Genomic DNA, 15,012 nt, shown 5'->3' with positions numbered 1-15,012 from the left:
GACAGTCTCGTCGCAGGCTCGTGACTGCTCACAAGCCGACGGCGAGCGTTTCCAGCCCATGGAAGTGATAGGTGTCGCGGAAGCGGGGCTGTTCGGCAAGATGGAGCTTCGAATGCCGATCGAACAAGGTTTTCAGCGATACCTGCAATTCGAGCCGGGCGAGCGGCGCACCGATGCAGAAATGGATGCCGGCGCCGAACGACACATTCTTCTGGTCCGCACGATCCGGCCGGAAGACCAGCGGTTCGGCAAAGGCGCCGGGGTCATGATTGGCCATGCCAAGCAGCAAACCGATCTTCTGGCCCGGCTGCACGACGATGCCGGGGGCGATTTCGATCTCCTGATAGGCATAGCGCATGAACATGTGCAGCGGGGCGTCGAAGCGCAGGCATTCCTCGACCGTTGCCGCGGTCGCTTCCGGTGAGGTGAAGAAACGGCGTGGGTCGCCGCCTTGCGCCAGGATCGAGCGGACCGCGTTGCCGGTCTGATGCACGGTCGCTTCATGGCCGGCGTTGAGCAGCAGGATCGCCGAGGACACCATCTCGTCCTCGGTCAGCTTCTGGCCGTCCTCCTGCGCCGAAATCAGCAGCGACAGCAAATCGTCGCCGGGGTTCCGGCGCCGATCGGTGACGTAGCCGCGCAGGAAATCGGCGAATTCGCTCGCCGCGAGGTTGGCCGTCTCCTCGGTTTCGCGCGTGCGGCCATGCATGTACATGGCCACCATCTTGTGCGACCAGCCGAGCAGTTGCGGTCCCATTTCGACCGGCACGCCGAGCATTTCGGCGATGATGGTGATCGGCAAAGGGGCGGCGAAGGCGGGCAACAGGTCGACAGGTCCGGTCGGATCGAAGCCGTCGATCAGTTCATTGGCCAGTACCTCGACACGCGGCCGCAGCCGTTCGACCTGCCGCGAGACGAAGGCGCGGTTGACCAGCGTCCGCAGCCGCGTGTGCACGGGCGGTTCCAGCTCAAGCATCGAATTAGCCTCGATGCCGTCGAAGGCGCTGAGATGGGTCCGGTCCTGGCCGGCGCCGCGGCTGTCGGGAATCCGGGCCGGGTTCTGGCGGCCGAATCGGCGGTCGCGCAGCAGCCGGTTGACGTCGTCGAAACCGCCAAAGCACCAGAAGCCGAATTCCTCCCAGAAGAATGCATTCGATGCGCCGTGCAGAAACCCGTAGGCCTCGTAGGGGTTCTGGAAGAAAGCCGGCTCGTGCGGGTCAAGCCTGAGGTGGCGCGTGGCTGGATCAAAGGCGAGATAAGGGAGCGTCAATTTGGTCATGCCAGATCCATAGCGCGGCTTGCCAGCCTCATTCCAGACCGTATGTTGGCGCCCGATAACCCAAGAATTGAGCCAGCCAGTGCGGCTGCGGAAAGTCCATCTGATGAATGTGATTGTTGTCGGCGCCGGTATTGCCGGTCTTTCCACCGCTTGGTCGCTGGTCAAGGCCGGCCACAGCGTTTCCATCGTCGAGCAGGGGCCGATCCCAAATCCGCTGGCCGCCTCGGGCGACCACCACCGCATCATCCGCCGCGCGTACCGGGCGGGAACCGGCTATGGCCGGCTGATCACCGAAGCCTATGAGGCCTGGGAAGAGATGTGGGGCGACCTCGGTGAGAACCATCTCGATGCGCGCGGATTTGTGTGCATTTCGCGCGAGCCGGGCGACGAGGCCGAGGAATACCGCGAGGGCCTGGAAGAAGGCAATTTTCCATTCGAACTGTTTGAATCCGACGCCGCAGCCGAGCGCTGGCCTTTCCTGGAGCCGGGCACATTCCGCTATGCCTATTTTTCGCCGGAAGGCGGCGCGCTGCATTGCCGCAAGATCGCTTCCGGCCTGGCAGCATGGCTGCGCGCCAACGGCGCCAACGTCTACGAGCACAGCAAGGTGACGAAGATCGATGCCGAGGCAGGCAACATCGTGCTCGCGTCCGGCGAGACGATGCAGGCCGACCGCATCGTGGTCGCTGCGGGCGCCTGGGTGCTGAAACTGTTTCCCGAACTGGGCGGCGAACTGAAGACGTACCGAACCGCGCTTGCCTATGTCGAGCCGCCGGCCGATCTCAAGGCGGCCTGGGACGCCGCGCCCGTTGTTCTCGACGTCGGCGGCAAGACTGACGGCTACGTGATCCCACCCTCCGGCGGCGCCGGCATGAAATTCGGTTCCGGGCTGCACCGCGTACCGACCAGCGACGCCGACTGGAACCGTCAGCCAGTACCGGGCGAGGGCGAGGCGATCCGCAACCTGTTCTCGCCGCCGATCGCGCGCATTGAGGATTATGAGGTGACCGAGGTCGTCACCTGCGCCTACACCTTCACCGAAGACGAGAAATTCCTCGCCCATGAGAAGGGCAAATGCCTTGTTGTCTCGGCCTGCTCGGGCCATGGCTACAAGTTCGGCGCGGCGGTCGGCCGGCGCGTTGCGGCCGCTATTGGTGACGGCGACGTCGTCGGCCTGAAGAAATGGCTGCGGGCGGAGGTGGCCTAACGGGCATTCCATATCAAACACTTCAACGAAGACCAATTTGGCAGACCTAAGATGGCCGCTTCCGTCGTAGCTCGGCGCATTTCGTTAAGCGACGCGGTTAAGAAATTGTTACGCAAATCGGCCCCGATGAGCGGGCGTCGGCCAGTGTAGCCACCCGCCGAAGCGAATCCTTGTCCAAAAGCTTGATTCGACTTACCCAGATGGCTAGGACGGGTCGGCCTTGCACAAGGATGAGCCGGCATCCTATTTACGCAATAACGATCCAGAACCGATTCTGTCCGAATTGCCTGCCTTCCCGGCGCCGGAATCCCCACCGCGAGATAAGAGATAACTGATGAAGAACCCCGTCGAAACCTACATGAACCTCGTTCCGATGGTGGTCGAACAGACCAATCGCGGCGAGCGGGCCTACGACATTTTCTCGCGCCTCCTCAAGGAGCGCATCATTTTCATCACCGGTCCGGTCGAGGACGGCATGGCGACGCTGGTCTGCGCGCAGCTGCTGTTCCTCGAAGCCGAGAATCCGAAGAAGGAAATCAACCTCTATATCAATTCGCCGGGCGGCGTCGTCACCTCTGGCATGGCGATCTACGACACCATGCAGTTCATCAAGCCGGCCGTGTCGACACTCTGCATCGGCCAGGCGGCCTCGATGGGCTCGCTGCTCCTGACCGCCGGCCACAAGGACATGCGCTTCGCCACGCCGAACGCCCGCATCATGGTTCACCAGCCCTCCGGGGGCTTCCAGGGGCAGGCTTCCGACATCGAGCGCCATGCCCAGGACATCATCAAGCTGAAGCGCCGCCTCAACGAGGTCTACGTCAAGCACACCGGAAAAAGCTACGAAGAGATTGAAAAGACGCTCGACCGTGACCATTTCATGACTGCGGACGAAGCCAGGGATTTCGGCCTCATCGACAAGGTCATTTCGTCGCGCGAGGCGGCCGAAGGGGCACTGGCATAAGGGCTTATCGGCAGTTGGCTGGCGGTATCACGCGCTTTTGGCGCGTCTTGCGGCATTTCGGCCACATTTGGCTGTTCCCTCGACGGTCGGGATTGCCTACGTTAAGGCTATGTTGATTTTCGACGGCTTAGCTTTGTGTGGGGTTGCTGCGAATCATTGCCACGTTTTCTGATTTGTGTTTCGTACGGAATACGTTGCGGGAGCCGGGACACTGGCGGCGGCGGATTCCCGCGATAGATTGAAGTTTGCGCCCTTTCAGCCAGACCATCGGCGGGCGGCCATGAAAGGACATGAAGATGAGCAAGGTCGGCAACAACAGCGGTGATTCCAAGAACACGCTCTATTGCTCGTTTTGCGGCAAGAGCCAGCACGAGGTACGCAAGCTGATCGCCGGTCCGACGGTCTTCATCTGCGACGAGTGCGTCGAGCTGTGCATGGACATCATCCGCGAGGAAAACAAAACCTCGATGGTGAAGTCGCGCGAAGGCGTGCCGACGCCGCAGGAGATCCTCAAGGTTCTCGACGATTATGTCATCGGCCAGCCTTACGCCAAGCGCGTGCTGTCGGTGGCCGTCCACAACCACTACAAGCGCCTTGCCCATGCCGGCAAGAACAACGATGTCGAGTTGGCAAAGTCCAACATCCTGCTGATCGGCCCGACCGGTTGCGGCAAGACCTTGCTCGCGCAGACACTGGCCCGCATCATCGACGTGCCGTTCACCATGGCTGACGCGACGACGCTGACCGAGGCCGGCTATGTCGGCGAGGATGTCGAGAACATCATCCTAAAGCTGCTCCAGTCGGCCGACTACAATGTCGAGCGGGCCCAGCGCGGCATCGTCTATATCGACGAGATCGACAAGATTTCGCGCAAGTCCGACAATCCCTCGATCACCCGCGATGTGTCGGGCGAGGGCGTGCAGCAGGCGCTGTTGAAGATCATGGAAGGCACCGTGGCCTCCGTGCCGCCGCAGGGCGGCAGGAAGCACCCGCAGCAGGAGTTCCTGCAGGTCGACACCGCCAACATCCTGTTCATCTGCGGCGGCGCTTTCGCCGGGCTGGACAAGATCATCTCGGATCGCGGCCGCAAGACGTCCATCGGCTTCGGCGCCGTCGTCGCTTCGCCAGAAGATCGCCGCACCGGCGACGTCTTCCGCCTGGTCGAGCCCGAGGATCTGCTGAAATTCGGCCTGATCCCAGAATTCGTCGGCCGTCTGCCGGTCCTGGCGACGCTGGAGGACCTCGACGAGCCGGCGCTGATCCAGATCCTGACCGAGCCGAAGAACGCGCTGGTCAAGCAGTACCAGCGACTGTTCGAGATGGAGAATGTCGACCTGACCTTCCACGAGAACGCGCTGTCGGCTATCGCCAAGCGCGCCATCGAGCGCAAGACCGGCGCGCGCGGCCTGCGTTCGATCATGGAAGCGATCCTGCTCGACACGATGTTCGAACTGCCGGCGCTCGAAGGCGTGCGCGAGGTGGTGATTTCGGAAGAGGTGGTGACCGGCAGCGCCCGGCCGCTCTACATCTATTCCGAACAGAAGGAAAAGAAGGGCAATGTCAGCGCCTGAGATGGCATCTTTTCCGATATTTTTGTGGAACGGCGCCTCGAGGGCGCCGTTTTGCTGTGAAGGGCATGCAGGCTGGTGACGGAGCGGATGTGCGGACCATGTTAACCCTTGATCTTTGGCACGCTTGCATCCACCTAACAGCAGAAGGCCGAGGTGCCCGATTTCTGTGCTGTAAAACTCCCGTCACAAACGGTGGTAGGCGGAACGATCCCCGGTCGTTAATATGAGATTCGCGGTTGGCTGATTGGCGGCCGCGATATGAAAGGTTGGACAATGGCCAAAATATCCAAGGCTCCCAGCGACGGCGTCTTCGCAGTCCTCCCACTGCGCGACATCGTGGTGTTCCCGCATATGATCGTTCCGCTCTTTGTCGGGCGTGAGAAATCGATCAAGGCTCTCGAAGAGGTGATGGGTCAGGAAAAGCAGATCCTGCTTGCCACCCAGATGAATGCCGCCGACGACGACCCCGAGCCTGATGCAATCTTCGACATCGGCACGCTCGCCAATGTGCTGCAATTGCTGAAGCTGCCCGACGGCACCGTCAAGGTGCTGGTCGAAGGCGCTTCGCGCGCGAAAATCACCGCGTTCACTGACCGTCCCGACTTCCACGAAGCCCGCGCCACGGCGCTGGTCGAGCCGGAAGAGGAAGAGGTCGAGGTCGAAGCGCTGGCTCGTTCCGTCGTCACCGACTTCGAGAACTACGTCAAGCTGAACAAGAAGATCTCGCCCGAAGTGGTGGGCGCCGCCAGCCAGATCGACGATTATTCCAAGCTCGCCGATACGGTCGCCTCGCATCTTGCCATCAAGATCCCCGAAAAGCAGGAAATGCTGGCCACGCTCTCGGTCAAGGAGCGGCTGGAAAAGGCGATGGGCTTCATGGAAGCCGAGATCTCCGTCCTGCAGGTGGAGAAGCGCATCCGCTCGCGCGTCAAGCGCCAGATGGAGAAGACGCAGCGCGAATACTACCTCAACGAGCAGATGAAGGCGATCCAGAAGGAGCTCGGCGAGGGCGAGGACGGCCGCGACGAGGCGGCCGAGATCGAGGCGCGCATCAAGAAGACCAAGCTCTCCAAGGAGGCCCGCGAAAAGGCGGAAGCCGAATTGAAGAAGCTGCGGACGATGTCGCCGATGTCGGCTGAATCGACCGTGGTGCGCAACTATCTCGATTGGCTGCTGTCGATCCCGTGGGGCAGGAACTCCAAGGTCAAGCAGGACCTGGCTTTCGCGCAGAACGTGCTCGACACCGATCATTTCGGTCTCGACAAGGTCAAGGACCGCATCGTCGAGTATCTTGCCGTGCAAAGCCGCCAGAAGAAGCTGAAGGGGCCGATCCTGTGCCTCGTCGGCCCTCCCGGCGTCGGCAAGACCTCGCTCGGCAAGTCGATCGCCAAGGCGACCGGTCGCGAATTCATCCGCATGGCGCTTGGCGGCGTGCGTGACGAAGCCGAGATTCGTGGCCATCGGCGCACCTATATCGGCTCGATGCCCGGCAAGGTCATCCAGTCGATGAAGAAGGCGAAGAAGTCCAATCCGCTCTTCCTGCTCGACGAGATCGACAAGATGGGCCAGGATTTCCGCGGCGATCCGTCGTCGGCGCTGCTCGAGGTGCTCGATCCCGAGCAGAACTCCACGTTCATGGACCACTATCTCGAGGTCGAATACGACCTGTCGAGCGTGATGTTCGTGACGACGGCGAACACGCTGAACATCCCTGCGCCCTTGATGGACCGCATGGAGATCATCCGCATCGCCGGCTACACCGAGGACGAGAAGATCGAAATCGCCAAGCGGCACCTGATGCCGAAGGTGGTCCGCGATCACGCGCTGCAGCCGAAGGAGTTCTCCGTCGGCGAGGACGCGATCCGCGCCATTATCCAGACTTACACCCGTGAAGCGGGCGTCAGAAGCCTGGAGCGCGAGCTGATGAAGCTCGGGCGCAAGGCGGTGACCGAGATCCTGAAGACGAAGAAGAAGACGGTGGACATCACGGCGGCGAACCTCGCCGATTACCTCGGTGTTCCGCGCTTCCGCTTCGGTCAGGTCGAGGCCGACGATCAGGTCGGTGTCGTCACTGGTCTTGCCTGGACGGAAGTCGGCGGCGAGCTGCTGACGGTCGAAGGTGTCATGATGCCCGGCAAGGGCCGCATGACGGTGACCGGCAATCTGCGCGACGTGATGAAGGAATCGATCTCGGCGGCGGCCTCCTATGTCCGCTCCCGCGCCCTTGATTTCGGCATCGAGCCGCCGCTGTTCGACAAGCGCGACATCCACGTCCACGTGCCGGAGGGCGCTACGCCCAAGGATGGACCGTCGGCTGGCGTGGCGATGGCGACCGCGATCATCTCTGTCCTGACCGGCATTCCGATCAAGGCCGATGTCGCGATGACCGGAGAGATCACGCTGCGCGGCAGGGTGCTGCCGATCGGTGGGCTGAAGGAGAAGCTGCTTGCCGCATTGCGCGGCGGCATCAAGAAGGTGCTGATCCCGGAAGACAACGCCAAGGATCTGGCGGATATTCCCGACAACGTGAAGAACGGCATGGAAATCATTCCGGTCGCGCGGGTCGGCGAGGTGTTGCGCCACGCGCTGGTGCGTATGCCGGAGCCGATCGAGTGGGTCGAACCTGTCAATCCTCCGGCCACGACGGACGCCGTGGATGAGGCCGGCAAAACGCTTGCGCATTAAAAATCGCTAAGGTTGCGCCGCACAAACAGAGAGCCGGGCTTCATGCCCGGCTTTTTCATGTGAAAAACCCCGGAATTCCGGGCTTTTTCCGCTTTTTCTCGGGCATTTCGACTTGGTTGTGGAGACGCTTCTTTCTAAAGTCCGTTTCCTGCCGGATGAGTCGTTAGTTCCGGTGTTCTCATGGAAGGGAATTTTTATGAACAAGAACGAATTGGTGTCCGCTGTCGCCGACGCCGCGAGCATCTCGAAGGGTGACGCGCAGTCGGCGGTCGATGCGGTATTCTCCGTCATCACCGGCGAACTGAAGAAGGGCGGCGATGTCCGGCTTGTCGGCTTTGGCAATTTCACCGTGTCACAGCGTGCGGCCTCGACCGGCCGCAATCCTCAGACCGGCGCCGAAGTGAAGATCCCGGCACGCACCGTGCCGAAGTTCTCGGCCGGCAAGGGCCTCAAGGACGCGGTCAACTAAGACCATTTCAGAGTTCAGAAAAGCCGGGCTTGCCCCGGCTTTTCTTTTTTGTGCAGGTGGACTCCGAAGCGGACGGGCTATGCGGTCGGTGCTTCAGGACGCATCAGACCTTCCTTCTTCAGGTCGGCCCAAAGCGCCGCTGGCAGCTTCGCGTCGAGCAGCGATCGATTGCTCTCGACCTCGCTCGGCCGCTGGCCGCCGGGGATGACCGAGACGACCGACGGATGCAGCAGCGGAAATTGCAGGGCCGCCTCGATCAAACGCACGTGATGGCGTTTGCAGACGCTCTCGATGGCGGCGACCCGGTCGAGGATGTCCTTGGGCGCTTCGGAATAATTGTAGTAGGCGCCGGGCTTCGGCCCCGTCGCCAGTATGCCGGAGTTGTAGGGGCCGCCGAGGACGATGCCGATGCCGCGCGCCTGGCAGAGCGGCAGGAAGGATGTCAGCGCCTCCTGCTCCAGCAGCGTGTAGCGCCCCGCAAGCAGGAACAGGTCGAAGTCGCCGCGCTCGGCCAATGTCTGGGCGACCTGCCATTCGTTGATGCCGCCGCCGAATGCCTTGATGACGCCCTGGTCGCGCAACGCCAGCAGCCCGTAATAGCCCGAGCGCATGAACTCATCGATGCGTCGGTCGGACGCCTCCTTGCTGCCATGGGTGAAGATGTCGACATCGTGCACGAAGAGGATGTCGATGCGGTCGACGCCCAGGCGCTCGAGCGAAGCTTCGAACGAACGCATGACGCCGTCATAGCTGTAGTCGTACACCTCGCGGCGCGACGGCGTGTCGAAGAACTTGCCGATGCCCGTGCGCTCTTCCGGCGGGCAGGCGCGCATGATGCGGCCGACCTTGCTCGACAGCACGTAGTCGTCGTGCTTCTTCGAGCGCAGGAAGGGATTGAGCCGCGTTTCCGACAGGCCAAGCCCGTAGAGCGGCGCGGTGTCGTAGTAGCGGCAGCCGGTCGCCCAGGCCGCTTCCAGCGTGGCATTGGCGTCCTCGTCCGAAACGGCGCGGTAGAGATTGCCGAGCGGCGCGGTGCCGAAGCCGAGCTCCGTAAAGCTGATGCCGCCATTGCCGATGCGGTCGAAATGCCGTGTCTTCATATCTGCCATTCCCGGTTCGATTTGTCCGAGTCGACACTATCATGCCTGTCGCCCGGCAAAAGCGCCGCGCAGCGTTGGACACGCATTTTCGCGGTTGCTAGCATGAACGAAATCAAGCTGTTCGTGGGAAAATCCCGGGACGATTTTGAGGAGGCTTGCCGTGAGCGATCGGAACGAAAACCTGTTCAACACCGCGCTTGGCGAACTCGGCGGCGTGCTGGCGCGCGTGGATGAAAGCCGGATCGACGCCGCTTGCGGGATGCTGGCCGGGACCGGCCGGATCGTCGTCTATGGCTGCGGCCGCGAAGCCTTGCAGGTCAAGGGTTTTGCCATGCGGCTCTATCATCTCGGCCTGCCGGTCTCGGTGGTCGGCGACATGACCACGCCGCCGCTGGGCAAGGGGGATGTTTTCCTCGTCAGCTCCGGGCCGGGCGAAACGTCGACAGTGCTGACCCTGATGCGGGTTGCCCACGACGCCGGCGCAACCAACCTGCTCGTGACCGCTCAGCTCGAGAGCAGCGCCGCAAGGCACGCCGATTTCACGCTCCTCATCCCGGCGCAAACCATGGCCGACGACCAGGGTTCGCAAAAGACATCGGTGCTGCCGATGGGCTCGGTATTCGAAGGCGCGCTGTTCCTGCTGTTCGAGGTGATGGTGCTGAAACTCAAGTCGCTGACCGGCACGTCGCCGGAAGCCATGCGCGCCCGCCACACCAATATGGAATAGTTCATGCGCTACGAACTGATGCTGCCCCACCAGATCCGCAAGGCGATCGCCGAGAACTGGCCGGTCGCACTGCCGCTTGGCGTGCTCGAATACCATGGCGAGCACATGGCCGTCGGCATGGACACGCTGGCGGTCGTCAAGACGCTGGAGCTGTTCGAGAAGGAGAGCGACATCGTCATCCTGCCGCCCTTCTACTATGGCGCGGCGAGCTACGCGGTAGCGCCGCCGGAAGGCAGCGGTTCGGTGCAGGTCGGCGGCAATCAACTGGCGCCTTTCGCGGAGGAATTGTTCTACAGCCTGCTGCGCATCGGCTTTCGCAACATCCATGCCATCGTCCATCACCAGACCGAGAACTTCGCCGCCGGCATGCCGACCGATCTCGCCTTCAAGACCGCCGGCCGCCAGGCCATCTTCCGCTTCCTCGAAAAGCAGCGCGGCGAAGGCTGGTGGGGATCTGACACCATGGCCGACTACTATGCCGGCCACGCCGCGGGTGAAAACTTCTTCAACTGGGTGCAGGTGCATCCGCTGATGCCGGCGGCGATGAACGGCAAGTACCCGTTCGACCATGCCGGCATCGGCGAGACATCCTTGATGCTGGCGCTGTGCCCGGAGGCCGTCGATGGCGCCCGCTTCGCCGACAATACGAGCTGGTACACGGCGAGCGCCAGGGATGCCTCTGCGGAACTCGGTCACCAGGGTGTCGCCATGATCATGGAGCACCTGCGCGCGATATTGTCCCGCTAACGGAGCGCAGTGCTCCATTGCCGGTATTGCAGCCGCCGAAGCTGCCAATCTCCCCGCAAGTGGGGGAGATGTCCGGTCCACCCTCCGCAGCAGCTGCGGAGGACGGGCAGGACAGAGGGGGCGCTGTCCCGCTGGCAAGACTGTTCACCCTCAGTGCCTGCGATGACGACGCTGCGAGCGCCGTCCCGCCCTACTTCACCGCTCCCGCGGTCATGCCCATGATCAGGTAGCGTTCGAGCGCGATGCCGATGACCGCCAGCGGTGCTATCGCCGCGGTGGCGAGGGCAGCCATCGACCACCAGTTGATGCCTTGCGAGCCGGTCTGGCTCGCCACCATGACAGGGATCGTCTTGGCGTCGGTCGAGGTCAACAGGGCGGCGAAGAAATATTCGTTCCAGCACAGCACCATCGCCAGGATGAAGGCCGCGACCATGCCTGGCAGCGCGATCGGCATGACGATGCGAAAGAACGCGCCCCAGATCGACAGCCCGTCGACAAGCGCTGCTTCCTCGAGCTCGACCGGGATCGAGTTGAACTGGTCGCGCATGATCCAGATGACGATCGGCAGCACCATCAGCGTGTAGAGCAGGATCAGCCCGATGCGGGTGTCGAGCAGCCCGACTTCGCGGTAGAGCACCAGGAAGGGCAGGGCCAGGACCACGGGCGGCAGGATGAGCTGCGACAGGAAGAAGAACGAGATGTCTTCGTTCTTGAACCAGGCGAAGTGGTAGCGATAGCGGGTGAGGCCGTAGGCCGCCAGGCTGCCGATGATGATGGCCAGGCTCGATGCGCCGACCGAGGTGATGACCGAATTCATGAAGCGCTTGAAAAACTCGTCGCGCACCGTGGAGGTCTGGGAGATCGAATCCGGCGACAGGCCGAGCGACCGCCAGCCCTTCCAGTCCGGCTGGAAATCGACGAAGGGGATCAGATGGCCCTGGGTGACGTCTACCGCCGATTTGAACGAGGTGGTTATCGTCCAGTAGATCGGAAACAGGCAGACGAAGGCCCAGAACACCAGCGCGCCATAGATGAAGACGCGGCTGGCGAGGAAGCTCGCCGGCGAGCGGATCTCGGAAACGGTATAGTCGGTGGTCTGGACGCTCATGATTCCGGAAGCTCAGTTGACGTTGCGCACGAAGCGGTTTGCGACCTTCAGCAGCCAGGTGACGAACACCACGATGATGACCAGATAGGCCATCGCCAGCATGGTGCCGTAGCCGACATTCGAGCGGTCGCGGTATTCGCGGTAGATGAAGCTGGAGACGGAATCGGTGGCACCGCCGGGGCCGCCCGAGGTGACCGTTATGATGATGTCGGCAAGCTTCAGCTTGAAGATGATGCGCAGGATCACCGCCGTTACCGAGACCGGCAGCATCAGCGGAAACGTGACCTGCCAGAAAGTCTGCCACGCCGTGGCGCCGTCGACGCGCGCCGCCTCCAGCACTTCGCGCGACATTGCCTGAAGGCCGGCGAGCAGCATGATCATCATGAACGGAATGAACGTCCAGGCGTCGAGTATCATGATCGAGATGCGGGCGATGATCGGGTCGCTGAAGAAGGCGGGATTTTCCCACCCGAGATGGCGCGCCAGCGTCGCGGCAGGCCCGAAACGGTATTCCATAAGCGATTTGCCGATCATCCACGACACCGCGACCGGCGACAGCATCAGCGGCATCAGGAAGACCACGCGGAAGAATTTACGCGCCCGGATCTGCGCGTTGAGCAGCAGCGCCAGCCCGAAGGCGATGATATATTCGACCAGCACCGCCAGCACGTAGAGCACCATGTTGAACAGCGCATTGCGGTAGTAGGGATCGCTCAGCATCTGCCAGAAATTGTCGAGCCCGTTGAACTTGCGGCCCGCGAACGAACTCAGGTTCCAGTCGGTGAGCGCGATGTAGAAACCGAACAAGGTCGGGAAGATCACCATGGCGATGGTGAACAGAAGCGCCGGCAGCAGGAACAGCGCGCGCTGGCCGTCCTCGCCGCGCGTCAGCACCTGGCCGATGCCGACCGCCACGCCCCACAGCACATAGGCATAGACGACGGGGCGCCAGGTCTCGAAGCCGATCGTGTCGACCTCGCTCTTGTAGAGGATCTGAACCAGGATCGTTGCCAGGAGGCCGAGGGTCGCCGCTGCCATCAGGCCCCAACCGAGGCGCTTGCGGCCAGGCGGGATCAGATCGATCGGTGCGGAATTTGCCGGCCACGCATTCGTGGTCGAAGTCTGGTCAGCCACGCCTCTCGCCTCTTCTGCGCAAAAACCGGCGGGAGCCGGTCAAAACACGGCCCGGCGACGACGTGTCGCCGGGCCGCGATCCTATCATGGGCCTGCCTACAAGCCGAGCGAGGCCTTATAGAGTTTGACCTGGTTGTCGCGGCCGATCTGGTCGGTCAGCTTCTCCCAGGCCGCGGCGATGGCGTCGGCGCCTTCCTGCGCTTTCATCTTGCCGGCGAAGGTGTTGGCCAGGATGTCCTCGGCGGCGGAATAGTACTGGAAGATGCCGGGGATGCGTGGCTCGATCGCCGCGTTGGGATGGTTGTAGCTGTCGCCTTCCGACTTGAGGTACGAGGTGATGAACGCCTCGTCGTAGCCGGCCGCCACCCATTCGGGAATGTCGAAATGCGAGTTGCGGTAGGGCTGGAAGCCCGACGGATACATTGCCGTCCAGATCGACAGGTCCTTGCCGCCGAGATGGGCGGCGGCGGACCATGCCGCCTTCTTCTTCTTCTCGTCGGCATCGACGCGGGCCATGACATAGACGCCCCAGCCGAGATAGGCGCAGTTCGGCGCGTAGTTCGGCCCGCTGGCGAGCTTGTCCCACTTGCCGGTCTTGGAATTGTAGACATCGTCCGAGCCCGGCAGGATCGAGAAGCCGGTGACATCGCCGATGACGGACGAGTCATTGGTCTTGACGTTCGAGCCGACGTCGCCCCACCAGGTGACCATGGAGCCCGTGCCGGCCAGGAACTGCTGGAAGGCAGTCGTGTTGGGGTCGGCGTTGATCTGGTCGGCGGGTTCGGACGGCAGCGCGTCGATGACGTCCTGGATGGCACGCACCCAGGCCGGATTGTTGACGCGCGGCTTCATCGTGTCGGCGTCGAACAGCCAGGCCTTGTCGTCGGGGTGCTTGGCATAGGCGGTGGCGCGGCTGCCGAGGAAATAGAAGCCGAAGCCGCCCCAGGGCTTTGGCGCGTCGAGATAGCCGTAGACGTCCTGGCCCTTGACCTGCTTGCCCTTGAGGAACTTAGTGACCGCCTGGACCTGCTGCCAGGTCTTCGGCACGCCCCATTCGCTTGTCTCCCCGCCGTCCTTCCAGGCCTTGGCGAGATCTGCATCGGCGAACACGTCGGTGCGGTAGTTGAAGTTGTGCGCGTCGCCGTCGACGGTCACGCGATATTGCTTGCCGTTCCAGGTGCCGACGGGCGGCTTGAGATAATTGACAAGATCGTCGAAATCGATCTGGGTCTTGACCCAGTCGGGCATCTCGGATGTCAGGCCCTTGCCGCAGACATCGCCTTCGAACGGCGCGCCCATCTCGATGATGTCGAAATCGACAGTGCCGGTGGCGATCGACTGCTGCAGGCGGGCATTGTAGTCGGCCTGCGCCAGGTCGATCCAGTTGATCTTGGCGCCGGTATAGGTCTCCCACGGCTTCAGGAAGCCACGGAACAGCACGTTGTGCAGGTTCTGGTTGTTCAACCCCATGAAGGTCAGTTCGACGCCTGCGAACTCGCCTTCCTTGACGTTGGCCTTGGTTGCTTCGAGGCAGAGTTCGCCGACCTTCTGGAAGTCGGCATCCGTCGGCTGGCCTTTGCCGACACCGGGGATCTGCAGGATCTTCGAGCGCAGCTCGCTGGCGGCGGACGCTGGACGCGTCAACGCGCCAAGCCCGGCGCCGGACGCGGCGGCAATCGCGGCCATGCTGGCCGCGCCCTTCAATATGTCACGCCGGGTCGCTCCCGCACGGATCATTTTTTCGTAAAGACCGACTCTCATCTACCATTCCTCCCAACAGCCATGAATTGAATTGCCAATCTCTCGGACGCCGAAACGTCAGCGGTCTCTTCGATAATAGAGGACGTGGGACCCCACCCTGCGTCGCCTGGAGTTCCGTTTTCCGGATGAGGTCCGGCATTCGGATCAGCGACCGTCACTATTCTCGCAACGGGATGGCGTGTCAACGAGGATGGATTTTTATCTATAAGGGACCGACTTGCCCTTGCCGTTCGCGTTGGCTAGCTTCACCGCAACGAAAG

The 15,012-nt window shown here is 62.3% G+C and carries 12 protein-coding genes; 7 read left to right on the top strand and 5 right to left on the bottom strand.

Annotated elements, in window-relative coordinates; all coding sequences use genetic code 11:
- Window positions 1-28: 28 nt before the first annotated feature.
- The gene (locus NKI49_RS15385; protein WP_352602464.1) at window positions 29-1,279 is read right to left on the bottom strand and encodes a cytochrome P450; all 1,251 of its coding nucleotides are present in this window, start codon (window positions 1,277-1,279) and stop codon (window positions 29-31) included.
- 103 nt (window positions 1,280-1,382) lie between these two features.
- Between NKI49_RS15385 and NKI49_RS15380 the strand changes: the two genes are divergently transcribed.
- The 5 genes from NKI49_RS15380 (at window position 1,383) to NKI49_RS15360 (ending at window position 8,175) form a co-directional block, all read left to right on the top strand.
- Complete coding sequence (locus tag NKI49_RS15380; protein ID WP_352602462.1) at window positions 1,383-2,486, top strand: NAD(P)/FAD-dependent oxidoreductase; 1,104 nt, start codon at window positions 1,383-1,385, stop codon at window positions 2,484-2,486.
- Between the two features lie 334 nt (window positions 2,487-2,820).
- Window positions 2,821-3,450 carry an ATP-dependent Clp endopeptidase proteolytic subunit ClpP gene (gene clpP / locus NKI49_RS15375; protein ID WP_013895939.1) on the top strand — a complete coding sequence of 210 codons (630 nt, stop codon included), beginning with the start codon at window positions 2,821-2,823 and terminating at the stop codon, window positions 3,448-3,450.
- A 296-nt stretch (window positions 3,451-3,746) separates the two neighbouring features.
- Window positions 3,747-5,021 (top strand): ATP-dependent Clp protease ATP-binding subunit ClpX, encoded by a 1,275-nt coding sequence (gene clpX, locus NKI49_RS15370; RefSeq protein WP_013532190.1) that lies wholly within the window; start codon window positions 3,747-3,749, stop codon window positions 5,019-5,021.
- A gap of 273 nt (window positions 5,022-5,294) precedes the next feature.
- Window positions 5,295-7,706 carry an endopeptidase La gene (gene lon, locus NKI49_RS15365; protein WP_352602459.1) on the top strand — a complete coding sequence of 804 codons (2,412 nt, stop codon included), beginning with the start codon at window positions 5,295-5,297 and terminating at the stop codon, window positions 7,704-7,706.
- Window positions 7,707-7,902: 196 nt separating this feature from the next.
- Window positions 7,903-8,175, top strand: coding sequence for an HU family DNA-binding protein (locus NKI49_RS15360; protein WP_023674657.1), 273 nt, complete (start codon window positions 7,903-7,905; stop codon window positions 8,173-8,175).
- A gap of 77 nt (window positions 8,176-8,252) precedes the next feature.
- Here the strand turns inward: NKI49_RS15360 and NKI49_RS15355 are convergent, their stop codons facing one another.
- Window positions 8,253-9,275: an aldo/keto reductase gene (locus tag NKI49_RS15355; protein ID WP_352602457.1), complete on the bottom strand. Its 1,023-nt coding sequence runs from the start codon at window positions 9,273-9,275 to the stop codon at window positions 8,253-8,255.
- A gap of 160 nt (window positions 9,276-9,435) precedes the next feature.
- On the opposite strand from NKI49_RS15355, the gene NKI49_RS15350 reads away from it, so the two are divergent.
- Together NKI49_RS15350 and NKI49_RS15345 are read left to right on the top strand one after the other, a co-directional pair.
- Window positions 9,436-10,002, top strand: a complete 567-nt coding sequence (locus NKI49_RS15350; protein WP_352602455.1) for an SIS domain-containing protein — start codon at window positions 9,436-9,438, stop codon at window positions 10,000-10,002.
- 3 nt (window positions 10,003-10,005) lie between these two features.
- Window positions 10,006-10,749, top strand: a complete 744-nt coding sequence (locus tag NKI49_RS15345) for a creatininase family protein (protein ID WP_352602454.1) — start codon at window positions 10,006-10,008, stop codon at window positions 10,747-10,749.
- 190 nt (window positions 10,750-10,939) lie between these two features.
- Here NKI49_RS15345 and NKI49_RS15340 read toward each other — a convergent pair whose 3' ends face one another.
- The 3 genes from NKI49_RS15340 to NKI49_RS15330 form a co-directional block, all read right to left on the bottom strand.
- Entirely contained in the window at window positions 10,940-11,857 is a 918-nt protein-coding gene (locus NKI49_RS15340; protein WP_352602452.1) for a carbohydrate ABC transporter permease, read from the bottom strand.
- A gap of 12 nt (window positions 11,858-11,869) precedes the next feature.
- Window positions 11,870-12,991, bottom strand: coding sequence for a carbohydrate ABC transporter permease (locus tag NKI49_RS15335; RefSeq protein WP_352602450.1), 1,122 nt, complete (start codon window positions 12,989-12,991; stop codon window positions 11,870-11,872).
- Between the two features lie 96 nt (window positions 12,992-13,087).
- The gene (locus tag NKI49_RS15330; RefSeq protein ID WP_352602448.1) at window positions 13,088-14,752 is read right to left on the bottom strand and encodes an ABC transporter substrate-binding protein; all 1,665 of its coding nucleotides are present in this window, start codon (window positions 14,750-14,752) and stop codon (window positions 13,088-13,090) included.
- Between the last annotated feature and the right edge of the window lie 260 nt (window positions 14,753-15,012).

It is taken from the genome of Mesorhizobium sp. M0587, from assembly GCF_040320945.1.
Taxonomy (GTDB): domain Bacteria; phylum Pseudomonadota; class Alphaproteobacteria; order Rhizobiales; family Rhizobiaceae; genus Mesorhizobium.
Note: the sequence above shows the minus strand (reverse complement) of the source record. Positions and strands in the feature narration are given on the sequence as shown.

Coding starts and splice junctions, on each gene's coding strand:
- lon (WP_352602459.1), top strand. CDS start 5,295: ATGGCCAAAATATCCAAGGCTCCCAGCGACGGCGTCTTCGCAGTCCTC.
- clpX (WP_013532190.1), top strand. CDS start 3,747: ATGAGCAAGGTCGGCAACAACAGCGGTGATTCCAAGAACACGCTCTAT.
- NKI49_RS15380 (WP_352602462.1), top strand. CDS start 1,383: ATGAATGTGATTGTTGTCGGCGCCGGTATTGCCGGTCTTTCCACCGCT.
- NKI49_RS15360 (WP_023674657.1), top strand. CDS start 7,903: ATGAACAAGAACGAATTGGTGTCCGCTGTCGCCGACGCCGCGAGCATC.
- NKI49_RS15330 (WP_352602448.1), bottom strand. CDS start 14,752: ATGAGAGTCGGTCTTTACGAAAAAATGATCCGTGCGGGAGCGACCCGG.
- NKI49_RS15355 (WP_352602457.1), bottom strand. CDS start 9,275: ATGAAGACACGGCATTTCGACCGCATCGGCAATGGCGGCATCAGCTTT.
- NKI49_RS15340 (WP_352602452.1), bottom strand. CDS start 11,857: ATGAGCGTCCAGACCACCGACTATACCGTTTCCGAGATCCGCTCGCCG.
- NKI49_RS15385 (WP_352602464.1), bottom strand. CDS start 1,279: ATGACCAAATTGACGCTCCCTTATCTCGCCTTTGATCCAGCCACGCGC.
- clpP (WP_013895939.1), top strand. CDS start 2,821: ATGAAGAACCCCGTCGAAACCTACATGAACCTCGTTCCGATGGTGGTC.
- NKI49_RS15345 (WP_352602454.1), top strand. CDS start 10,006: ATGCGCTACGAACTGATGCTGCCCCACCAGATCCGCAAGGCGATCGCC.